The 21,795-nt window shown below is 71.4% G+C and carries 17 protein-coding genes; 13 read left to right on the plus strand and 4 right to left on the minus strand.

What is annotated here, in order from left to right:
• The first annotated feature begins 120 nt into the window (after positions 1 to 120).
• The 4 genes from G4Z16_RS23680 (at position 121) to G4Z16_RS23695 (ending at position 5,733) form a co-directional block, all read left to right on the plus strand.
• Positions 121 to 765 (plus strand): hypothetical protein, encoded by a 645-nt coding sequence (locus G4Z16_RS23680; protein ID WP_197352683.1) that lies wholly within the window; start codon positions 121 to 123, stop codon positions 763 to 765.
• A 21-nt stretch (positions 766 to 786) separates the two neighbouring features.
• Positions 787 to 1,644 carry a DegV family protein gene (locus tag G4Z16_RS23685; protein WP_197352684.1) on the plus strand — a complete coding sequence of 286 codons (858 nt, stop codon included), beginning with the start codon at positions 787 to 789 and terminating at the stop codon, positions 1,642 to 1,644.
• Between the two features lie 448 nt (positions 1,645 to 2,092).
• Positions 2,093 to 3,043, plus strand: coding sequence for a ComEA family DNA-binding protein (locus G4Z16_RS23690; RefSeq protein WP_246531020.1), 951 nt, complete (start codon positions 2,093 to 2,095; stop codon positions 3,041 to 3,043).
• Positions 3,040 to 5,733, plus strand: a complete 2,694-nt coding sequence (locus G4Z16_RS23695) for a ComEC/Rec2 family competence protein (protein WP_197352686.1) — start codon at positions 3,040 to 3,042, stop codon at positions 5,731 to 5,733. The genes G4Z16_RS23690 and G4Z16_RS23695 overlap by 4 nt, the downstream gene beginning before the upstream one ends.
• Before the next feature lie 359 nt (positions 5,734 to 6,092).
• Here G4Z16_RS23695 and G4Z16_RS23700 read toward each other — a convergent pair whose 3' ends face one another.
• Positions 6,093 to 6,341 (minus strand): hypothetical protein, encoded by a 249-nt coding sequence (locus G4Z16_RS23700; RefSeq protein ID WP_197352687.1) that lies wholly within the window; start codon positions 6,339 to 6,341, stop codon positions 6,093 to 6,095.
• Positions 6,342 to 6,396: 55 nt separating this feature from the next.
• Between G4Z16_RS23700 and holA the strand changes: the two genes are divergently transcribed.
• The 3 genes from holA to G4Z16_RS23715 all read left to right on the plus strand — a co-directional run bounded on the left by holA (position 6,397) and on the right by G4Z16_RS23715 (position 9,751).
• Entirely contained in the window at positions 6,397 to 7,386 is a 990-nt protein-coding gene (gene holA, locus G4Z16_RS23705) for a DNA polymerase III subunit delta (protein ID WP_197352688.1), read from the plus strand.
• A gap of 419 nt (positions 7,387 to 7,805) precedes the next feature.
• On the plus strand, positions 7,806 to 8,987 hold the full coding sequence (locus tag G4Z16_RS23710) for a sensor histidine kinase (protein WP_197352689.1): 1,182 nt from the start codon (positions 7,806 to 7,808) through the stop codon (positions 8,985 to 8,987).
• Positions 8,988 to 9,019: 32 nt separating this feature from the next.
• Positions 9,020 to 9,751: a response regulator transcription factor gene (locus G4Z16_RS23715; RefSeq protein WP_246531021.1), complete on the plus strand. Its 732-nt coding sequence runs from the start codon at positions 9,020 to 9,022 to the stop codon at positions 9,749 to 9,751.
• Positions 9,752 to 10,082: 331 nt separating this feature from the next.
• On the opposite strand, the gene rpsT is transcribed toward G4Z16_RS23715, so the two are convergent.
• Positions 10,083 to 10,349 carry a 30S ribosomal protein S20 gene (rpsT, locus tag G4Z16_RS23720; RefSeq protein WP_197352691.1) on the minus strand — a complete coding sequence of 89 codons (267 nt, stop codon included), beginning with the start codon at positions 10,347 to 10,349 and terminating at the stop codon, positions 10,083 to 10,085.
• A 328-nt stretch (positions 10,350 to 10,677) separates the two neighbouring features.
• Here rpsT and lepA point away from each other — a divergent pair, with 328 nt between their 5' ends.
• Positions 10,678 to 12,555: a translation elongation factor 4 gene (gene lepA / locus G4Z16_RS23725; RefSeq protein ID WP_197352692.1), complete on the plus strand. Its 1,878-nt coding sequence runs from the start codon at positions 10,678 to 10,680 to the stop codon at positions 12,553 to 12,555.
• 262 nt (positions 12,556 to 12,817) lie between these two features.
• Positions 12,818 to 14,737, plus strand: a complete 1,920-nt coding sequence (locus tag G4Z16_RS23730; protein WP_197352693.1) for an AMP-dependent synthetase/ligase — start codon at positions 12,818 to 12,820, stop codon at positions 14,735 to 14,737.
• Positions 14,738 to 14,898: 161 nt separating this feature from the next.
• Here the strand turns inward: G4Z16_RS23730 and G4Z16_RS23735 are convergent, their stop codons facing one another.
• Both G4Z16_RS23735 and G4Z16_RS23740 read right to left on the minus strand, forming a co-directional pair.
• Entirely contained in the window at positions 14,899 to 15,576 is a 678-nt protein-coding gene (locus tag G4Z16_RS23735) for a response regulator (protein ID WP_197352694.1), read from the minus strand.
• Positions 15,573 to 18,095: an ATP-binding protein gene (locus tag G4Z16_RS23740; RefSeq protein WP_197352695.1), complete on the minus strand. Its 2,523-nt coding sequence runs from the start codon at positions 18,093 to 18,095 to the stop codon at positions 15,573 to 15,575. Before G4Z16_RS23740 ends, G4Z16_RS23735 begins: the two co-directional genes overlap by 4 nt.
• 220 nt (positions 18,096 to 18,315) lie before the next feature.
• Between G4Z16_RS23740 and G4Z16_RS23745 the strand changes: the two genes are divergently transcribed.
• From G4Z16_RS23745 to G4Z16_RS23760, 4 genes are all read left to right on the plus strand, one after another.
• Positions 18,316 to 20,067, plus strand: coding sequence for an ATP-binding SpoIIE family protein phosphatase (locus G4Z16_RS23745; RefSeq protein WP_197354860.1), 1,752 nt, complete (start codon positions 18,316 to 18,318; stop codon positions 20,065 to 20,067).
• A gap of 269 nt (positions 20,068 to 20,336) precedes the next feature.
• Positions 20,337 to 20,504, plus strand: a complete 168-nt coding sequence (locus tag G4Z16_RS23750) for a ribbon-helix-helix protein, CopG family (RefSeq protein ID WP_197352696.1) — start codon at positions 20,337 to 20,339, stop codon at positions 20,502 to 20,504.
• On the plus strand, positions 20,497 to 20,910 hold the full coding sequence (locus tag G4Z16_RS23755; RefSeq protein ID WP_197352697.1) for a VOC family protein: 414 nt from the start codon (positions 20,497 to 20,499) through the stop codon (positions 20,908 to 20,910). The genes G4Z16_RS23750 and G4Z16_RS23755 overlap by 8 nt, the downstream gene beginning before the upstream one ends.
• Positions 20,903 to 21,772, plus strand: a complete 870-nt coding sequence (locus tag G4Z16_RS23760) for a class I SAM-dependent methyltransferase (RefSeq protein ID WP_197352698.1) — start codon at positions 20,903 to 20,905, stop codon at positions 21,770 to 21,772. Before G4Z16_RS23755 ends, G4Z16_RS23760 begins: the two co-directional genes overlap by 8 nt.
• The last annotated feature ends 23 nt before the right edge of the window (positions 21,773 to 21,795 follow it).

The following is a 21,795-nucleotide window of genomic DNA, read 5'->3' on the forward strand; positions in this document are numbered from 1 at the left end:
ACGGCCGTCCCCTACGGGACCGGTGAGGGGAGGGTCCGGGCTTCGTGGAACGCCTGGCCCGGCAGGTCCGTTTAGGCTGGAGAAAGACGGCCCGTGGTGGACGGATGAAGGAGCTCGCTCGTGGAATTCGTCATCGGCGTTCTGGCGCTGCTCTTCGTGCTCTTCGTGACCTTCGGCGTCATCGCCGCGGTGCGGGTGACGCGGGCGGTGCAGCGCGGCGTCGAGCGTACGGGCACGCAGGTGCGACGCACGGTCGAGGAAACGACGCTGCGGGCGAGGAGCGCACAGCCCGGCCCGGTCGGGGAGCTGGCCCGCCGGCGGCTGGAGCTGCGCACCACCATCGACGGAACGCGCAGGGCCCTGGAGTCGGACATCTCGCGGGATCCGTCCCTCCAGGAAGCACTCGGTCTTCTCGACCGTCTGCACGAGCACGCGCGGCAGCTCGACGGAGAGATGCAGCTCCTGATGGAGCGCGAGCCCGACAAGGCACGCACCGCTGCCCTGCTGCCGGAGGTGCGTGAACGCGTCGCACGGATCAAGGAGTCCGCGGACTCGCTGCGCTTCGCGGCGCAGGACCGTGCCAGCCGCTACGACGCCGAGGCGCTGGGCGCGCTGCGTGAGCAGATCGAGATCGAATCGGGCGCACTTCGCCACTGGCACAGCGAGCGCTCGACCGCCGCCCGTGAGGTCGAGGGGGCCGCGGAGCCGCAGCGGAGGGACGTGCCTCCCGGGATCGAGAAGGGCCGTCCGCAGAGCGCCTCCTGAGACGGCGGGTAGCCTCCCTCCATGTCCCGCACCACCTCACGCCAGGTCGCGATCGTCACCGATTCCACGGCCTACCTCCCGGCGTCGGCTCTGTCGCAGCACAGGATCGACGTCGTGCCGCTGACCGTGGTGCTCGGCGACAGAGCCCTGGAGGAGGGCAACGAGATCTCGGCGCGTTCGCTGGCCGAGGCGCTGCGAGAGAGGCGCCCGGTGACCACGTCAAGGCCCAGTCCCGCGGTCTTCGCGGAGCGCTACCGGGCCGCGGCGGAAGCCGGTGCGGAGGGCATCGTCTCGCTGCACCTGTCCAGCGAGATCTCCGGAACCTATGACGCTGCCGTCCTCGCAGCCCGCGAGGCACCCGTGCCGGTGCGAGTGGTGGACAGCGGTCTGGTGGCCATGGCTCTGGGCTTCTGCGCGCTCGAGGCTGCCCGCACGGCCGAGGGCGGCGGATCCCTCGACGAGGCCGTGGCGGCCGCGGAGAAGCGGGCCGAGGGGATGTCTGCCTATTTCTATGTCGACACCCTCGAGTATCTGCGCCGCGGCGGCCGCATCGGCGCCGCGCAGAAGCTCCTGGGCTCGGCGCTGGCCGTCAAGCCGCTCCTGGAACTGGCGGACGGCCGGATCACGATGCTGGAGAAGGTGCGCACGGCGTCGAAGGCGATCGCCCGGCTGGAAGAGATCGTCGTGGAGAGGGCGGGCGACGCGAACGTCGACATCGCCGTGCACCATCTTGCGGCGCAGGACCGTGCCGACCAGCTGGCCGAGCAGCTGCGCGAACGGGTGCCGGGGCTGGGGCAGATGCACGTGAGCGAGGTGGGTGCCGTGATCGGTGCACACACCGGGCCGGGGCTGCTGGGGACGGTCGTTTCAGTGAAGTGAGTGACGCCGTTATCCACAACTGATGGGTTGTCCCCGGGAATTGAGCAAGATCACATTGGGTTGCTGATCGTCTCTACCGTCTGTCGGCATGAGCACTCGATCCCGTCTCGTCTCCCGTCACCGCTCCGGTCGTCTTCAACGCAGGGCCGCTGTCCCCGCGGATACCGGTGTCCGGTCCCGTCACCGTTCCCGGAGCCGGCCCGGATCCCCGGTCGGCGCGGTAGCCGGGGCGGACTCCACGCGGCGGCCCGGTGGGGCCCGAGGTCATGCTTCCCGGCCGGGACGCGGGCGCCGCTCCACGTCGGAGGCGCCCGGCAGTGCCGCCGACGACGCGCTGCCGTACGGGCCCGGGGAACGGGCCGCGTCACTGCTCGCCGATGGCGGGGCGGAGGACGGGGCCCTCGCAGGGAGCAGTGGTCCCGGCGGCGGAACGGGCCTCGATCCTCCGGTGTCCAGGGCCTGCGGTACATCGGGCGCGGCGGTGCTGCCGCGCGCCGCCGCCATGGCAAGCGCACGGGAGTCCGTACGGCGCAGCCGCGCCCGGCGGGCGGCGATGCGTCCCTCCGCAGTTGCTCCAACTGCCGCTGCCGCAAGGGAATTCGGTGATGCGGCCCGGCCCACGCCGGAGTCGGCCGGGCCCGCGGGTGCGGACGTGGCCGGGACGCCCGGCGCGTGGGGGAGGGCCCGGCTGGCCCTGTGCGAACGGCTCCCGCTGTGGGTGCAGTTGCGCTGCGGGATCGAGCCGAGGACATTGCTCGCGCTCGCCGTCGTGCTGGTCGTCGCCGTCGGATTCGCCGTCCATCACTTCTGGACGGGGCGTCCCGAGGCGGTGCGGGCACCCTCGGCGGAGCGGGCGCCCGCCGGTTCCGCGGCGGAAGCGCCGGATTCTGCGGGCCCTGCGGCGGGTGCTGCGAAGGTCCCAGGTCAACTGGCCGGCGGGCGGCTCGTGGTGGATGTCTCCGGCAAGGTACGCAGGCCCGGCATCTACAAGTTGCCGAACGGCGCCCGGGTCGCCGATGCCCTTGAGGCCGCGGGCGGCGTCCGCCCCGGCACCGACGTCAGCGGTCTCAACCGTGCCCGGCGCGTGGTCGACGGGGAGCAGATCGTCGCCGGGGGAGCGTCCCCGGGAAGCGGTGCGCGGCCAGGTGCAGGGGCTGCGGGCGCGGACCCGAGCGGTGGACCGGCAGCGGGTGGCGCCCCGCCGGGAGGGCTCATGAGCCTCAGCGCCGCGACCACCGAGCAGTTGGAGACGCTCCCCGGCGTCGGCCCCGTCCTCGCGCAGCACATCGTGGAGTACCGGGAGGAGCACGGCGGCTTCACCTCCCTGGATCAGCTCAAGGAGGTCAACGGCATCGGCGAGCGCCGCTTCGCCGACATCCGGCCGAAGGTCAGCCCATGACCGGCGGCGTCGTGTCCGTGACCGGCACCCTCGCGGCGGGCCCAACTCGCGTCGGGACCGCTCCGGGGCGGGATGCCGCGGACCTGCGGCTCGTTCCGCTCGCGCTGGCCGCATGGGCAGCCGCCGCACTGGCGTGGGGCGTCTCCGGTCCAGCGGCCACCGCGGGGGTGGTGGCATGCGTTCTGGGAGCGGCCCTGCTGCTCTTACGGGCGGGACGCGGGGTGGGCGGAATCGGGTCGACTTCCCCGTTCCTGTCGCGGTTCCGCACCGGCTTGCGAGAGGGGCCGGGTGGTCGCTCGCCGATCCTGTTCACAGCCGCCGCGGCTCTGCTGTGCGCGGCGGCCGGGGGCGGGGTGGCGGCTCTCCATTCGGCGGACCTGCGCCGGGGGCCGCTGCCACGCCTCGCGGAGCAACACGCCACGGCAACTGTGGACTTGACCGTGAAGGAAGACCCGCGGCGGATCCGGCCACGGGTGCGCGGAGCCCAGCAGACCCCGGGAGCCCTGCTGTTCCGTGCCGAGGCCACGCACGTCACAACCCGGGGCTCTCCGGAATCGGCCCACGACACATCTCCCGGGCCCCTCGACCGCTCCGTGCGCACGCCGGTGCTCGTCATCGTCCAGCAGCGGGACGGGCCACCGCCCGCACGGTGGCAACGGCTGCTGCCCTCGACAGGGTTGAGGGCCGAGGCGCGGCTCACGATGCCCCTGCGCACGGGGCACGGACAGGACGTCGCCGCTGTGGTCCGCCTGACGGCCGACGGGCCGCCTCCCGTGGTCAGGGGCCCAACGGAACTTCAGCGCGTCGCCGGCAGCCTGCGTGCGGGCCTGCGGGAAGCGGCGGACGGCCTCAGCGGGGACGCGCGCGGTCTGCTGCCCGGCCTGGTCGTGGGCGACACCTCGCGGCTGCGGCCGGACCTCGAAGAGGCCTTCCGCGTCACGGACATGACGCACCTGCTGGCGGTCAGTGGTGCAAACCTCACGATCATGCTCGCGGTGCTCATCGGGCCACCGGGAACCGCTCATCTCGCCGAGCGCGGGGGCCTCGCCCCACGGCTGGGCATCCCGCTGCGCACCACGGCCGTCCTCGGCGCACTGGTCACACTCGCCTTCGTGGTCGTCTGCCGCCCGGAGCCGAGCGTCATACGGGCCGCGGGCTGCGGCCTGATCACGCTGGTCGCCCTCGTCACCGGGAGGCGCCGCTCCCTGCTGCCGGCGCTGGCCGCGGTGGTGTTGCTGCTCGTGCTCCACGACCCTGGTCTGGCGCTCGAGTTCGGGTTCCTGCTGTCAGTGCTGGCCACCGGCGCGCTGCTCACCCTGGCGCCGCGCTGGAGCTCGGCCCTGAGGCGCAGGGGAATGAACGGACGCCTGGCGGAAGCTCTCGCGGCGGCCGCTGCCGCACAGGTCGTGTGTGCGCCTGTGGTGGTCGTTCTGGCGTCGCATGTCAGCCTCGTCGCCGTACCGTGCAACCTCCTCGCGGAGTTCGCCGTCGCTCCCGCGACCGTGCTGGGCTTCGCGGCACTGGCTGCGGCGCCGTTCGCGATGCCGGTCGCCAAGTCGCTGGCGTGGCTCGGAAGTTGGCCCGCCGAGGGCATCGCCGAGCTCGCACGCACGGGTGCCGCCCTGCCGGGTGCGGAGATCGGCTGGCCCGGCAGCTGGACAGGTGCGCTGCTGCTCGCGGCAATCACCGCCGCCGTGCTGATTCTGGGCAGGAGAGCGGGGCCGGCGGCGCTGCTGAGGCATCCCTGGCTGTGCGCGGCGTGCGTGGTGCTCCTGCTGCTCGCGGTGGTGCGTCCGGTGCCGCTCGTGCGGCCGTTCACCGGCTGGCCGCCCTCCGGGTGGCGGCTCGTGGCCTGCGACGTCGGACAGGGCGATGCGCTGGCTCTTGCGACGGGCGAGGCGCACCAGGCGGTGGTCGTCGACGCGGGCCCGGACCCGGCGGCCGTCGACCGGTGCCTGCGCACTCTCGGTGTCACCTCTGTCCCACTGCTCGTTCTGAGCCACTTCCACGCGGACCACGTGGCGGGACTGTCGGGCGTCCTCAAGGGCAGGGAAATCGGGGCGATCCAGACGACGTCGCTCGAAGAGCCGCCGGGGCAGGCGGACTTCGTGCGCCGCACGGCCGCCCGTGCGGGTGTCCGCGTCATCGGCTCGACGGCGGGCGAGCGACGGCACGTGGGGGGACTGTCCTGGCAAGCACTGTGGCCAGGTCCGCCGGGGGCCGCTCCGGCCGCGTCGCGTCCCGAGGGTGCCAACGACGCCAGCATCACGCTGCTCTTCCGCACGGGCGGAATGACCCTGCTGCTTCCCGGAGACCTCGAACCGGGCGCACAGAGCGGCCTGTTGGCGGCCTACCCGGCCCTGCCGTCCGTGGACGTCCTGAAGGTCGCACACCACGGCTCCGCCTACCAGGACCCGGGGCTGCTGGCGCGGCTCCGCCCCCGCATCGCCCTGATCAGCTGCGGTGCGGACAACCCGTATGGTCACCCTGCGCCGCGTACCGTGGCCGCGCTGCAAGCGGCGGGCGCCCTGGTCCGCCGTACGGACCGCAGCGGCGCGCTGGCGGTGACCGGCTCTCGGATACGGGGCGGCGCCGCGAGCGGCGACGGGGGCTCACCGGCGGTCGTCACGGAGCGCGCGACGGGCGCCGAACCGTCCGCGTCCCGCTCGCCTCCCCAGCGGGCGTGGTGACGTGCGTGCGGCTCGTGCGGGGCCGGGCGGCTTCCTCGCCGTCAGCCGGGGCCGACGGTGTCCCGAGACCGGTGGTGGCGGCTGGTCGCGCCCGGCGTCCTGGCTGGCCGCTCGCCCGCGTGCCCTGCCCCGGTTGCGGTGTGTTCCGTGCCTTGGGCACCCCGCGCCTGGGCACCCCGCGCCTTGGCTTCCAGGGCCTCGGGCGTCCCGGTTGTGCCGAGGCGCCCCTGCCGGCGGCCGACGGCCGACAGCCGACGGTGACCGGCTGCTGGCGGAGGGGCCAATGCGGCCCCGCAACCCGCCCCTGCCGAGCCGTGAGGGCACGGGACGTGCCCGGCAAACCGTCGCCCGAGGGACGGTCAGTCCCACTCCAGCCAGCCGTCGTACTCGTCGGCGAGCGCGTCCAGCAGCTTCGGGTCGTACCGCCCCTGCGCGGCCTCGAGGACCACCAGCCACTGGGCGTCCTCGGCGTCGTCCTCGCCCGCCAGCGCCTCCCGTACCAGCTGCGGCTCCTCGTGCGGCCCCTCGAAGCGCTGGATCAGCTCCTCAGCGACCTCTTCGGCGGCGTCGCGGTCGGGCAGCACCAGGATGTGTCGTACGTCCGTCACACCGGCATTCTGCTCCGGCCAGCAGTGTCAGTGCGCCGTGGGATGCTGTTCGGCGATGGCTGGCACGCAGAAGAAGACGACGGACGACCCGCTGACCGCTGTCACCCTCGCGGTGGGGCAGGAGGAGCTGCTGCTGGAGCGGGCGGTGCGCGAGGTGGTCGCCGCGGCGCGTGCCGCCGACGCGGACACCGATGTGCGCGAGCTCGCCTCCGCGGACCTTCAGCCGGGCACGCTCGCCGAGCTGACCAGCCCGTCCCTCTTCGCGGAGCGCAAGGTCGTCGCCGTGTACGACTCGCAGGATCTCTCGGCGGAATCCGTCAAGGACGTGAAGGCTTATCTCGCCGCCCCCGCCGAGGAGATCACGCTCGTCCTGCTGCACGCGGGAGGAGCCAAGGGCAAGGGACTGCTCGACGCGGCCCGCAAAGCCGGTGCTCGCGAGGTGGCCTGCGCCAAGCTGACCAAGCCGGCCGACAGGCTCGCGTTCGTACGGGGCGAGTTCCGCCGGCTCGGCAGGTCGGCGGCACCGGAGGCGGCCCAGGCCCTCATCGACGCCGTGGGCAGCGATCTGCGTGAACTGTCGTCCGCCTGCACCCAGTTGGTGGCGGACGTCGAGGGCACCATCGACGAGGCCGTCGTCGCCCGTTACTACACGGGGCGGGCCGAGGCCTCCGGCTTCACCGTCGCCGATCGCGCAGTGGAGGGCCGCGCGGCAGAAGCACTGGAGACGCTGCGCTGGGCGATGGCGACCGGCGTCGCTCCCGTACTGATCACCAGCGCGCTGGCGCAAGGCGTACGCGGCATCGGCAAGCTGGCCTCCGCCCCTCGCGGTATGCGGGTCGGTGACCTGGCACGCGAACTGGGCATGCCGCCCTGGAAGGTCGACAGGGTGCGTCAGCAGATGCGCGGCTGGTCGGCGGACGGAGTCTCCACGGCGCTGCGCGCTGTGGCGGCAGCCGACGAGGCGGTCAAGGGCGGCGGCGACGACCCGGAGTACGCGCTGGAGCAGGCTGTGATCGCCGTCGCGCAGGCTGCCCGCTCCCGCTGACCGGAGGGTCGAGCCTGGGCCGGTGGCGTCGCGGCCCCCGGCCCCCGGACCCCCGCCCTCGGCCCCCGGACCCGGGCGACGATCGTGCCCGGCGCACGCCTCCACCACCCGCCATGTTGACCGGTGGACCGGTGCACGCCTGACCCTCTGCCGTGCCGGACCTCGTCCTCACGAACTGCCTTCTGTGGACGGTGAATCCCGGGCCGGGCCCTTCCCGGACGCATGCTCAGAACCTGGAGCCCCCGACGCGCCGAGCGCCGAACTGCGCCGCCGGGAACGGCAGCCCTCCGGGCCGACCCCGGGGGTCACCCGCGCCCTCCCGCCTCAGCCGTTGAGCCGACACAGGCAACAGCGCACCCTCCTGCACCTCGGCCGAATGGCCGAGGTGCACAGCCCTGAGGCTCCCGTACCGTTCCGGCATGCTCAGAGCCTTCAGCTCCCTCCCCCTCCACCGTCAGGTCCTCCTCGTGACCACCGCCGGGGTCCTGCTCGGTTTCATCGCCCTCGAAGGACGGGACACGGAGTTCATACCGACGGCTGCGGCCACCGTCGTGACCGGTGCGCTCTGCTGGGCGGCGCTTGCCGTGCCTCTGGAACTGCTGCCGCGCTGTGCTGCGCTCGCTGTGACGGCGTCGGCGGCGCTCTCCGTCGTCTCCGCGAACCTGTCCCAACGCCCCGAACACACACCGGGGTTGCTGGAGCTCTGCGCCTTGCTGGCCCTTGTCGCCCGTGCGGTCCGGCACTTGAGACCGGTGAAGGCGCAGACCGTCGTGGCCGCGGCCGGTATCGCCGCCGGGCTGGTGCCGCTGCGGCTGTCGGACGTCAACGCCGAGCATCTGAATCTGCTGGAGACCGCGCTGTTCTTCTGCGTTCTGGTCGCGATCCCGGCCGGGCTGTCTCTCCGGTTGAGGGACCGGCTGCGGGCGCGGGAGCGGGAGAGCATCCGGGAGGCCCAACGGCTCGAATACGCACGCGACCTGCACGACTTCGTCGCCCATCATGTGACGGCGATCGTGACGCAGACGAGGGCCGCCCGGTTCACCGCCAAGCAGGGCCGCGAGCAGGACCCCGCGGAGCTCGACGAGATGCTGGCGGGAATCGAGAACGCGGCCTCGCAGTCGCTGAGTTCGATGCGCGGCATGGTCTCCGTGCTGCGCAGCACCACGCCGCCGCAGGCACCGCCCGAGGAGGAACTGCCGCAGGTGCTGGGGCGTGCCGCGGAGGCGTTCTCCGCGACCGGTCCACCGCCGGTGAAGGTCGACGTGGACGCCGGGCTCTCCGCGCGGCCTCTGCCGCCCTGGCTCGTGGGCGTCGCTCACGGGGTCGTACGGGAGGCGCTGACCAACGCCCGCAGATACGCACCCGGTGCCACGTCCGTGGTCGTAGCCGCCCGTCCGCGACCGGACTCCCCGCACATGCTCGAGCTGACCGTGACGGACGACGGCGGCGCATCCGGCGAACCGTCCGACGTCGGTGGCGGGTTCGGCCTGAAGGGGCTCGCCGAGCGGGTCGAAGGAGTCGGTGGCAGCCTCACCGCCGGGCCCAGGGAGGACGCCGGCTGGAGCGTCGAGGCGTGCCTGCCGCTGCCGTCGGCGACCTGAACGCGTCCGCCGCTGGCGGGCCTTCTGACACCATGAGCGGAATGACGATCCGGCTGCTCATCGCCGACGACCAGGAGATGGTCCGGTCAGCCTTCCGCATGATCCTGAGCTCCCAGCCGGACATGGAGGTCGTGGCCGAAGCAGCCGACGGCGTCACTGCCGTCGAGGAGGCCGAGCGACTGCGCCCCGATGTGTGCCTCCTGGACATCCGCATGCCCGGGCTCGACGGTCTGGAGGCCACACGTCTGCTCGCCGGTCCCGGCGTCACCGACCCGCTCAACGTCCTGATCGCCACGACCTTCGACCTCGACGAGTACGTCTACCGTGCCCTGCGCAACGGAGCCTGCGGCTTCCTCCTCAAGGACGGGTCGCCCGCGCTGCTGACCGAGGCCGTACGGGCGGCGGCGTCGGGGGACGCCATGATCGCGCCGTCGGTCACGGTCCGGCTGCTCTCCCGCATGGCGGCCGGCGGTGCCGACGGCCCCGAAGGGGGACGGGCGGACACAGCGAGGAGGCAGAAGCGGCAGAGGAAGGAGGCGCGGGAGTCCCGGGGGAGGGGTCCCACCGAGCCGCTGACGCCGCGGGAGCTGGATGTGGTCCGGCTCGTCGCCCGCGGCCGCACGAACGAGGAACTGGCCTGTGAGCTCCACGTCAGTCTCTCCACCGTCAAGACCCACCTGGCCAACGCGCAGCGCAAGCTCGCGGCCCGCAACCGGGTCGAGATCGCCGCCTGGGCCTGGGAGAACAACCTCTGCTCCGGCTGACGGGCTGCGCCCACCGGCCCCTGCTCCGGCGGCCTCCTGCCCGGTCGACCCTCCAGCCCCCGGAGCGCGGACGCCCCGCCCCGTAACACCGCGAAGGCCCCGCGGACGCTGGGGAAAGCGTTGCGGGGCCTTCGTCGGTTCTGTGAGCGATCGCGAAGCGATCTCCCGTGCCGCACCCGCGTGGCGAACGCAGGCCGCGTGCGGCGCGGGAATCACAGCGTGAGGTCCGTGGACCACGAGAAACGGCCACGAAGCCGGCTGCACGCTGTGAAGGCCGGTACGGAACGGAATGAGAGGGCCCGTCGGACCCGCACCGGCTAAGAGGCTGGTGTCAGCCCTTGAGGCCGGAGACGCGCTTGGCGAGCGCGGACTTCTTGTTCGCCGCGTTGTTCTTGTGCAGCACGCCCTTGCTGACGGCCTTGTCGAGCTTCCGGGCGGCGGCGCGCTGGGCCTCGGTGGCCTTCGCCTGGTCGCCGGCGGTGACGGCCTCGTGAGTGCGGCGGATCGCCGTCTTGATCTCCGACTTGACCGCCTTGTTGCGCTGACGCGCCTTCTCGTTGGTCTTGATCCGCTTGATCTGGGACTTGATGTTCGCCACGAAAAAGAGCCTTTACGGGTTCGGTGATGATGCCTTCCGTACCACCGTGAGCTTCTGCTGCGGGCGCCGGCTTCGAGCCGTCGCCGCGACCGGAACGATCCGCGGGAGCCACGACCGGAGTGATCGGCGTGATGAAGTGATCAGTCCGGCCGGCTGCAGAGCGCACGAGGCACAGTCGGTCAGGCTACCAGCAGGCCCCTCGGCCTCCCAATCCGGCCCGTACCGCACGCGCATGGGACGATGGAGGCTGCGAATTCGTACGAGAGCTTCCCGGAGAGCCTCGCTGAGGCCCTTCCCGCCGACCCCCGAAGACCCGACAGGACCTTGCGTGCCCGCGACCCCTTCGAACGTGCCGGAGCCGAGCCGCACCGACCCGGCGCTGATCCGTAACTTCTGCATCATCGCGCACATCGACCACGGCAAGTCGACGCTCGCCGACCGCATGCTCCAGCTGACCGGCATCGTCGAGGACCGGCAGATGCGCGCCCAGTACCTCGACCGCATGGACATCGAGCGTGAGCGCGGCATCACGATCAAGTCGCAGGCCGTGCGCATGCCCTGGGCGCCCACGGAGGCCAAGGACACCCCGCACATCCTGAACATGATCGACACCCCCGGCCACGTCGACTTCACGTACGAGGTCTCCCGGTCGCTCGCCGCGTGCGAGGGGTGCATCCTGCTGGTCGACGCGGCTCAGGGCATCGAGGCGCAGACGCTCGCCAACCTGTATCTGGCGATGGAGCACGACCTCACGATCATCCCGGTCCTCAACAAGATCGATCTGCCGGCGGCCCAGCCGGAGAAGTTCGCCGCGGAGCTCGCGCACCTCATCGGCTGCGAGGTCGAGGACGTGCTGAAGGTCTCCGCGAAGACCGGCGAGGGCGTGGAGGAGCTGCTCGACGAGGTGGTCCGGCAGGTGCCGCAGCCCGTCGGCGTCGCGGACGCACCCGCTCGCGCGATGATCTTCGACTCGGTCTACGACGCGTACCGCGGTGTCGTCACGTACATCAAGGTCGTGGACGGACACCTGGGCAAGCGCGAGCGCATCCGCATGATGTCGACGGGCGCCACCCACGAGCTGCTGGAGATCGGCACCAACTCACCGGAGATGACGGCCTCCGACGGTCTGGCCGTCGGCGAGGTCGGCTATCTGATCACCGGTGTGAAGGACGTGCGCCAGTCCAAGGTCGGCGACACCGTGACCAGCCTCACAAAGGGCGCCGAGCAGGCGCTCCCCGGATACAAGGACCCGAAGCCCATGGTCTTCTCCGGCCTGTATCCGTTGGACGGCTCCGACTACCCGGAGCTGCGCGACGCCCTGGACAAGCTCCAGCTCAACGACGCGGCGCTGTCGTACGAGCCGGAGAACTCCGTCGCGCTCGGCTTCGGCTTCCGCGTGGGCTTCCTCGGGCTCCTGCACCTGGAGGTGATCCGGGCCCGCCTGGAGCGGGAGTTCGGCCTCGACCTCATCGCCACCGCTCCCAACGTCGTCTACCGCGTGGAGATGGAGGACGGCAGCGAGCACACCGTCACCAACCCCAGCGAGTTTCCCGAGGGCAAGATCGACAAGGTGCACGAGCCGGTCGTACGGGCCACGCTCATCGCGCCCAGCGAATTCGTCGGCGCGATCATGGAGTTGTGCCAGTCGCGGCGCGGCAGCCTGCTGGGCATGGACTACCTCTCCGAGGACCGGGTCGAGCTGCGCTACACCCTCCCGCTCGCGGAGATCGTCTTCGACTTCTTCGACGCGCTGAAGTCCCGCACCCGCGGCTACGCCTCGCTCGACTACGAGCCGACGGGCGAGCAGTCGGCCGACCTGGTCAAGGTCGACATCCTGCTGCAGGGCGACCAGGTCGACGCGTTCTCGGCGATCGTCCACAAGGACAAGGCGTACTCCTACGGCTCGCGCATGGCGAACAAGCTGCGTGAACTCATTCCCCGCCAGCAGTTCGAGGTGCCCATCCAGGCCGCCATCGGTGCGCGCGTCATCGCGCGCGAGACCGTCCGCGCGATCCGCAAGGACGTGCTTGCGAAGTGCTACGGCGGTGACATCTCCCGCAAGCGGAAGCTTCTGGAGAAGCAGAAGGAAGGCAAGAAGCGGATGAAGGTCGTGGGCCGCGTCGAGGTGCCCCAGGAGGCATTCATCGCCGCGCTCTCCACCGACGGTGCGGGCACCGGAGCAGACGGTGCCAAAGCGAAGAAATGAAAAATAACGAAAGGGCTACTTGAGCGGCCCCGAAAAGACGCAGAAACAGGGGTGAGACGGGCCGTTCGCGGCCCGTCTCTCTGTGTTTCCTGGGGAGCCTGTGACGATCGCGAGGTGATCGACGCATTGCGAGCCACGACCCCCTTACGTTGGGGAGCGACGGCCTCTAGGCTGGCCGCTGTTTCTAGTTACTCGTGAGTCAACAAGCACTCACCCCCACGCAAATCACACCGACCTAAGGTGCGGGCCAGCGGAGGATGTCGTGAGCGACACACAACCCCTGATCGAGAACCGGCCGCCCTCCGTGGCGACACTCTTCCTGGAAAGGGTCGAGGCCACCCCGGATGCCGAGGCATACCGCTATCCGGTGCCCTCCGCCGCGGGCGAAGGACCCGACGACTGGCGCAGCTACACCTGGGGCCAGGCCGCGAAGCGCGTCTTCGGAATCGCCGCGGGCCTCATGACCCTCGGTGTCGCCCCCGAGGAGCGCGTGGCCATCGCCTCCGGCACCCGGGTCGACTGGATTCTCGCCGACCTCGGGATCCTGTGCGCCGGTGCCGCGACCACCACGGTCTACCCGAGCACCAACGAGGAGGAGACCGCGTACATCCTCGCGGACTCCGACAGCCGTGTCCTCTTCGCGGAGGACGCCGAGCAGCTGGCCAAGGTGCGGCAGCGCCGCGCGGAGCTGCCCAACCTCAAGCACGTCGTCGTCATCGACGCCGGTGACGTCTCCGAGTCCGGCGGCGTCTCCGGAGCGGGCCCCGAGTACGGCGACCCCGAGGGCTGGGTGATCAGCCTCGACGAGCTGACCAGGCGCGGCAACGAGCACCTCCTGCAGAACTCCGACTGCGTCAAGAAGACGGTGCAGGCGCTGCGTTCGGACCAGCTCGCCACGCTCATCTACACCTCCGGCACGACCGGCAAGCCCAAGGGTGTGCGGCTGCCCCACGACTGCTGGTCGTACATGGCGAAGGCCATCGCGCAGTCCGGCCTGGTGACGGTCGAGGACGTGCAGTACCTGTGGCTGCCGCTGGCCCACGTCTTCGGCAAGGTGCTCACGGCCGGGCAGATCGAGGTCGGGCACGTGACCGCGGTGGACGGCCGCATTGACAAGATCATCGAGAATCTGCCGGTCGTGCAGCCGACGTACATGGCGGCCGTCCCCCGGATCTTCGAGAAGGTCTACAACGGTGTCGCCTCCAAGGCGAAAGCCGGCGGTGCCGCCAAGTTCAAGATCTTCCAGTGGGCGGCCGGCGTCGCCCGCGAGTACGCCAAGGTCACGCAGGAGAACTTCCGCCGCACCGGCAACGCCACGGCGCCCGCGGGCCTGAAGGCCAAGCACGCCGTCGCGGACCGGCTCGTCTACGCCAAGCTGCGCGACGCGTTCGGCGGGCGGCTGCGCGCCTGCGTCTCCGGTTCGGCCGCCCTCGCCCCCGACATCGGCTTCTTCTTCTCCGGTGCCGGCATCCACATCCTCGAGGGGTACGGGCTCACCGAGTCCTCCGCCGCGAGCTTCGTCAACCCCGGCGAGGCGTACCGGACGGGCACCGTCGGCAAGCCGCTGCCCGGCACCGAGGTGCGCATCGCCGAGGACGGCGAGATCCTGCTGCGCGGCCCCGGGATCATGGAGGGCTACCACGGGCTGCCGGACAAGACGGCCGAAGTCCTGGAGTCGGACGGCTGGTTCCACACCGGCGACATCGGCGAGCTGTCGGAGGACGGCTACCTGCGGATCACCGACCGCAAGAAGGACCTGATCAAGACCTCCGGCGGCAAGTACATCGCGCCGGCCGAGGTCGAGGGCCAGTTCAAGGCCCTGTGCCCGTACGTCTCCAACATCCTGGTGCACGGCGCCGACCGCAACTTCTGCACCGCCCTCATCGCGCTCGACGAGGTGAGCCTCACCGCGTGGGCGGAGGAGCAGGAGTCGCTGAAGGGCAAGCCCTACGGCCAGGTCGTCACGAGCGACGAGGTGCGGCAGATGGTCGACGGCTACGTGGAGGAGCTCAACGGCACGCTCCAGCGCTGGCAGACCATCAAGAAGTTCCGCGTGCTGCCCCGCGACCTGGACATCGAGCACGGTGAGCTGACGCCCAGCCTGAAGCTCAAGAGGCCAGTGGTGGAGCGGGAGTTCGGGCACCTGATCGAGGAGATGTACGCGGGGACCCGCGAGGCCTGAGGGCGCGGTCCGCGTGATGTGAGCCAGACGGCGTGAGCCGGGCGGTGCGTACGACGGCCGCCCGGCTCACGCCGTTCCCGTGCCGGGGTTTCCGCGTCGGTCCGGGTCCGTGCCGGGTGTGCGCGTCCGTTCTGCGTGCCGAGCCGGCCGGTGTTCTGCGCTCAGGGCAGGTCGCTGCGCATCTGGTGCAGCGCGTCGGCCAACTCGCCTATGCGACGCGCGAGTTCCGGCACATCCGGCACGGCCGGTGAGTTCCCGGTCTCCCCGCTCTCCGCGGTCTCCGTCGAGCCGGCGGCATTGGCGCCTCCCGGATCCAGGCAGCGCTCCAGGGCCTCGAGCCGCACCGCGAACTCGCCGAGCCGGTCGCGTTCGCCCGCCAGCAGCTGCTGCAACTGCTGGTTCTTGCGGTGCAGTTCGAGGAAGACGGACACCTTCGAGCGCAGCATCCACGGATCGAACGGCTTGGTGAGGTAGTCGGCCGCTCCCGTCGCGTACCCACGGAAGGCGTAGCCGGCCTCGGCGGCCGCGTCGGCTCCGGTCAGGAAGATGATCGGCACGTCCCGGGTCTGGTCCAGACGCTTGATGTGGCCCGCGGTCTCGAAGCCGTCCATGCCCGGCATCAGCACGTCCAGCAGGATGACGGCGAACTCCTGGCGCAGCAGCGCCTTCATCGCCTCCTCGCCGGACGTCGCCCGCACCAGCGGCACCTCCAGCGTGCCCAGCACCGCTTCCAGCGCGACGAGATTGTCCTCGCGGTCGTCGACCAGGAGGACGCCCGCCTCCTCGGAGCCGCCTCTGTACGAGGAGTGCGGTATGCGGGTGTGGAGTTCGGGTGTCATCGCGGCCTCGGTGAGGAGTGTCGGTCGAGCAGGGAGAGCAGCGTGCCGAGTAACGCTTCGACGGCCACCGGCTTGGGCACATATGCGGAGGCTCCCGCGGAGAGCGACTGCTCCCCGTCCCCGGGCATGGCCTGTGCGGTGAGCGCGACGACGGGCAGCGCCTCGAAGCGCGGGTCGGCACGGAGGTTACGGATGGCTTCGTAACCATCCATCTTCGGCATCATGATGTCCATGAGCACGACATCGACGGATGGTCCGCCCTCCAGAGTGGTCAGCGCCTCGGATCCGTTCTCCGCGTAGCGGACGGACATCCCGACCCTGCCCAGGAGATGGGTCAGCGCGTAGACGTTGCGGATGTCGTCGTCCACGATCAGCACGCGTTTGTCCCGCAGCACGCGCGCGGCGTGCCCGCTCTGCCAGGCCGTGAGACCGGACTCCGGCGCCTGCGCCACCGATTGGACGCTCTCCGTACGGGCGCGGTCGGCAGGGGAGCCGCCACCGCTGCCGGTCGAGCAGCCGTTGCTGCGGGGCGGCGGCAGCTGGGCGGGCACGACCGCGGCCGGCGGTTCGGCTGCCTGCGGTGCGCCACCGGCGGGCGCGGCCGGGGACGAGGCGGGTACGTACAGCGTGAAGGTGCTGCCCGCGCCCGGCGTGCTCTCCACCGAGATGCGCCCGCCGAGCAGCTCCGCCAGCTCCCGGCTGATGGCGAGGCCCAGCCCGGTGCCGCCGTAGGTGCGGTGGGAGGAGCCGTCGCCCTGCTGGAACGCCTCGAAGATGCGCGGCAGTTGCTCCGGCTCGATGCCGATGCCGGTATCCCTGACCCTGAACGCGATCAGCGGTTCGCCGTCGTTGCCGCGCTCCGCCGCGGGCTCCGCGTGCAGTTCGACGCTGCCGTCGGCGGTGAACTTCATCGCGTTGGACAGCAGATTGCGCAGCACCTGCTGCAACCGCCGTTCGTCGACGTGGAGTTCGCCGGGCGCGTCGTCCGCGGACGTGACCGAGAACCGCAGACCGCGGTCGTGCGCGATCGGACGGAAGGTGTCCTCGACGTACGTGAGCAGCTTGGTCAGCGTCAGATTGTGCGGACGGGCCTCCATCCGGCCGGACTCGATCTTGGCGAGGTCCAGCACATCGTTGATCAGCGAGAGCAGGTCCGTGCCCGAGCGGTGGATGGTCTGCGCGAAGCGGACCTCCTCTTCCGAGAGCCGCGCCCCCTCGTTGTCCGCGAGCAGCCTGGACAGGACCAGCAGCGAGTTGAGGGGAGTGCGCAGCTCGTGCGACATGTTCGCGAGGAACTGCGTCTTGTACTGGGAGGACGCGGCCAGCAGCGCGGCCTTCTCGGAGAGTGCGGTGTTCGCCCTGATGGTGTGCAGGGCGACGCCCATGGTGTGGACGAACTGGTCGAAGAAGGCCAGGTGGATGTCGCTGAACGTGCTGAACGAGGCGAGTTCCAGCACGCCCAGCAGGGTGTCCTCGTACAGCACCGGAAGGATCACCACGCACGCCGGCCGCGCCTCGCCGAGGCCGGAGCCGATGGGCAGGTAGTCCGGCGGAAGGTCGGTCAGCAGCAGCCGCCGCTTCTCCGCCGCGACCTGGGCGATCAGGCTGTGCCCGTGGACGCCGCCGCGCGGGCGTGCGCCGGGCGAGTAGGCGGCGGTGCCGTAACCGGCGACGTACGACAGCTCCCCGTCGCCAGGGGGAGCGCCCTCCTCGGGATTCCCGGCGAGGAAGAACGCGCCGAACTGGGCGCCCACCAGCGGCGGCAGCTCCCGCATGATCGGCTCGGCGATCTCGCGGATGTCCCGGCGTCCCTGCATGAGGGAGGCGAGACGGGTGAGGTTGGACTCCAGCCACTCCTTGGCCTGTGTGGTCTCACGCAGGTCGGAGACCATCCTGTTGACGGCCTCGGCCGCGTCCCGCCAGCTGCCGGACAGTCCGCTGACGGTGGTGTGCGCGGTGACCGGGCCGCCGTGCTTGCCGCCCGGTCCGCGGCCTGTGCCCTCGCCGTCCTCGTCGAGCGCGGCACGCGTCACCTCGTCCGTGAAGAGGGCGAGTTGATCGGTCATGCGGTTCACCGTGCGTCCCAGGCGGCGCAGTTCGCCACGCAGGGCCCTGCCGTCCTCGTGCAGGTCGACCCGGCGCGAGAGATCGCCGTCGGCGACTGCCGCAAGTACACGGGTGGCCTCCGCCGTCGAGCCGAGGAGCGTCTCCAGCAAGGTGTTGGCCGCGTGTACGGAGTCCGTCCACATGCCCTGGCCGGGACTTGCCGTAAGGCGCTCGTCGACACGGCCGCGCCGCACCACGTTCGCGCGCACCCGCGTCAGCTCGCCCGCGAGGTGTTCGGCGCGCGTCGCGAGCTGGTTGACCGTATCGGCGAGTTCGGTGTGGACGCCGGGGACGGCGTCCGCGGCCACCTGGACCCTCGCGGTGAAGTCCCCGTCGCGCAGCGCGCGCAGAGCGCGGAGCACGGGGTGCAGTCCCGCACCCGCGTTCGAAGAGTCCTCCGGAAGTCCGGACACTTCACCACTCATTGCAGTGCCGCCCCATCGGTTTCGTCACCCGACGCATATGGATCAGCTCAGTCTGTCACCCTTGCGATAATGCCGTGGGGAGTAACCGTTAGAAGTGGTGGGGGCAGACACAGTGGGGACGTCGTTGACGCGGTGGGGGGAAGCGGACGAGGCGGGGCAGAGGGCACGGCACGACGCCGGCCCGCCACCCGGGGCGCCAGGATCCGCGCTGGTGAGGGCGTCGTTGGCGGGCAACGCGCGAGCGCCTGCCGCGGCTCGCGCCTACGTGCGTGACGCGCTGCGCGGCTGGAAAGTGCCGGACGGCACCGCGGAGGACGTGACGCTGCTGGTCAGCGAGCTGGTGACGAACGCGGTCGTGCACGCGGGCACCTCGGTGCGCCTGGAGTGCCGGCACGAGGGCGGCACGCTCTCCGTCGAGGTCGCCGACAGCCACCCGACGCGTGCGGTGGAGACCCGGGCCGCGAGCGAGGATGCCGACGGCACACGCGAGGGCCACCAGGGCCACGGCCTGCGGCTGCTGTCAGCTCTGGCCGGCGAGTGGGGCGTCACGTACAGGCGGGACGGCAAGACGGTCTGGTTCCGGCTGCCGTGCGGTCCCGCGGCGGCGTCCGGCCCGTCGGTTCCGGCACAGGCTTCCGCGGCCGCGGACGAGTCCGGTGAGCCTTCAGCAGGCAGCCTGACCGGGAGCCTCGCGCCCGCCCCGCAGCGATCCACGGCCGTGCGCCGCCACGACCCCGACTGGATCGACCACGGCATCCTCTCCTTCCTCGCGGAGGCATCCGACCTCCTCGCGGGCCAGACCGACGAGGACCGGGTCGCCTCGCTGGCATGCCAGTTGCTGGTGCCCCGCTTCGCCGACTGGTGCGGCGTCTGGCTCACCGATCCCGACGCCCCGAACCCGCTCCGGCTCTCGCGCGTGTGGCACACGCAGGAGGAGCGGATGGACGAGCTGCGCAGCGAGTTGAAGAAGACGCCGCCCGTGCTCGGAGGGCGCGCGCCCTCCGGGCGTGCCGTCCCGTGGACATGGCCCGGCAAGGAGGCCGCGTACGGGCCCGGCGGCGCCGCGGTCGGCTGCAGGCTCGTCGTCGGCGGACGGACCGTGGGCACGCTCGTCATCGGGCGTGCCGGTCTGCACCGCATCCCCGGCGAAGTCGTCGGCATCGTCGAGGACTTCGCCCGCCGCGTTGCCCAGGCGGTGCTCTCGGCACGCCGCTACACGCGTCAGGCCACCATCAGCCGCGTCCTCCAGCGCGGGCTGCTGCCCTCCGGCGACGTGGCCGTACCGGGCGTGGAGACCGCCGTCGTCTACGAACCGGCAGGAGAGGGCTCCTGGGCCGGCGGCGACTTCTACGACTTCTTCGAAGGCACCGACGGGCGCTGGAGGTTCGCGCTCGGCGACGTGTGCGGCAACGGCCCCGAGGCGGCCGTCGTCACCGGTCTCGCGCGTCCCGTGCTGCGGCTGCTGGCCCGCGAGGGCTACGGCGTTCCCGAGGTCATGGACCGCCTCAACCGCGAGGTGGGAGAGCAGACCCGCTTCCTGTCCCTGATCTACGGGGAGTTGACGCCGCGGTCCGCAGCCGAGGGCGGCGGGACCCTGTGCACGCTGGTCTGCGCCGGCCACCCCCTGCCGCTGGTGCGTGACGTCTCCGGGAAGGTGCGTCCCGCCGCCGAGCCCCAACTCCTCCTCGGTGTCGAGGAGGACGTCTCGTACGAGAGCCAGAGCGTCGTTCTGGAGCCGGGCGAGACGCTGCTGTGCGTCACGGACGGAGTCACCGAACGCCGTTCCGGCCAATGGCAGTTCGACGACGACGACGGACTGGCGGCGGTACTCGCCGAGTGCAGCGGCCTCGACGCCGCGCAGACGGCGGAGAAGGTGCGCCGCGCGGTGCACGCCTTCGGCGACGGCGCGGCGGCGGACGACCTCGCCCTGCTGGTGCTCCAGGCGCGCGGGGACGGCTGAGCGTCGTACCGCACGACGGTCTGAGTGCCCTCGCCCGGTGTTTCATGTCCGGTTCCCGCGCGCAGTCGGCCGGTGCTGTCCGGTCCTCGTGCGGGACGGTCGCCCTCGGCCGGCTTCGCCGGGGGTGCCCCCGGTTGCGGCGCTGGGGGCGGGCTGTGTGACGGCGGCCGGGACCTTCACGTGCGGTTGAGTGGCCCCTGCTGGTAGGCCGGTTTCCGATCACCGCGCGGATCCTGCATCGCTGGGGCTATGTTGCTAGCATCCTAACCATGGCTGCCGAGAAGCAGGTGAAGCAGTTCAACGTGTACCTGCCCGTCGACCTCATCCGTGAGGTCAAGCATCACGCCGTCGACACGGAGCGGTCACTCTCCGCGATAGTCGAGACGGCCCTGACCGAGTACCTCCAGCGCGCCGGTAAGGAGAGCAGGCATGACTGACGGCATCGAGGGGTTCCTCGTCGAGACCCGCAACTACGGTGCGACCGCCGCGTTCTGGAAGTCGCTCGGCTTCGAGAGCGTGCTGGAGACCGACCACGGCTCCGGACACTGGTCCCATCCGGGCGGCGGGCCCTACGTGTTCATCGTCGAACAGCACGAACGCGAGCTCACCACCCACCCCGTGCTCAAGGTGGCCGACGCCGAGGCATTCGCGCCCGCCCGCACACCGGAGTTCGCCCAGCCGTTCACGCCCACGCACTGGGGTACGCGGCAGGCGCTGGTCCGCGACCCCGACGGGCGGATCGTCGCTCTCGAAGCCCCGCTCCCGGACGGCGACCCCGGCGACCACGGCAACAACCACGGCAGGCACGGCCGCCACGGTACGGAAGGACCCCACCGTGGCTGACGGACAGCACCGCACCGGCCGGCACGAACCCGACCACACCGCCGTGCGCGTCGCCCTGTGGCGCGCCCTTCATGTCCAGGCCGATGCCCCGCCCCACGTGTTCGACGACGAGATCGGGCTGAAGCTCGCCGACCCCGGACAGGACTGGCGTGAGCGCGGCGACATGACCATGCCGGGCGTCAGCGGCGTACGAGCGTCCATCGTCGCCCGCGCCCGCTTCATCGAGGACCTCGTCGCCGAACGCGTCGACGCCGGCGTGGCGCAGTACGTCATCCTCGGCGCGGGCCTGGACACCTTCGCTCAGCGGCGCCCCGAACTCGCCTCCCGCCTCGGCGTCTTCGAGGTCGACCAGCCGGGCACGCAGTCCTGGAAGCGGCAGCGCCTGGCCGAACTCGGCTACGACGTCCCGTCCTGGCTGACCCTGGTACCCGTCGACTTCGAGTCCGGCGACTCGTGGTGGGAACGGCTGACCGCCGCCGCGTTCGATCCGCGGAAGCCCGCGGTCGTAGCGTCGACCGGCGTCAGCATGTACGTCACGCACGAAGCCAACACCGCGACACTGCGCCAGGTGGCCGCCCTCGCGCCCGGCTCCGTGTTCGCCACGACGTTCCTGCTGCCGCTCGACATGCTCGACCCCGGCCAGCGGCAGGTCCAGGAGTCCTCGATGCGCGGCGCCGCCGCGTCGGGCACCCCGTTCATCAGCCTGTACTCGCCTGACGAGATGCGGCAGGCAGCCCTCGAGGCGGGGTTCACGAAGGTCGTGCACATAACCCCCGACGACCTGGCCGCCCGGTACTTCGCCGACCGTCACGACGGCCTGCGCCCGCCCAGGGCCGAACAGTTCCTCGTCGCGGAGGTGTAGACGGCCCGGCCGGCTTGCACCGG

This window comes from Streptomyces bathyalis (assembly GCF_015910445.1).
GTDB lineage: Bacteria > Actinomycetota > Actinomycetes > Streptomycetales > Streptomycetaceae > Streptomyces > Streptomyces bathyalis.

Bases quoted from the DNA above. Each gene is read 5' to 3' on its own strand.
- G4Z16_RS23685 (WP_197352684.1), top strand. From the start codon at position 787: ATGTCCCGCACCACCTCACGCCAGGTCGCGATCGTCACCGATTCCACG.
- G4Z16_RS23695 (WP_197352686.1), top strand. From the start codon at position 3,040: ATGACCGGCGGCGTCGTGTCCGTGACCGGCACCCTCGCGGCGGGCCCA.
- holA (WP_197352688.1), top strand. From the start codon at position 6,397: ATGGCTGGCACGCAGAAGAAGACGACGGACGACCCGCTGACCGCTGTC.
- G4Z16_RS23710 (WP_197352689.1), top strand. From the start codon at position 7,806: ATGCTCAGAGCCTTCAGCTCCCTCCCCCTCCACCGTCAGGTCCTCCTC.
- G4Z16_RS23715 (WP_246531021.1), top strand. From the start codon at position 9,020: ATGAGCGGAATGACGATCCGGCTGCTCATCGCCGACGACCAGGAGATG.
- G4Z16_RS23735 (WP_197352694.1), bottom strand. From the start codon at position 15,576: ATGACACCCGAACTCCACACCCGCATACCGCACTCCTCGTACAGAGGC.
- G4Z16_RS23750 (WP_197352696.1), top strand. From the start codon at position 20,337: ATGGCTGCCGAGAAGCAGGTGAAGCAGTTCAACGTGTACCTGCCCGTC.
- G4Z16_RS23755 (WP_197352697.1), top strand. From the start codon at position 20,497: ATGACTGACGGCATCGAGGGGTTCCTCGTCGAGACCCGCAACTACGGT.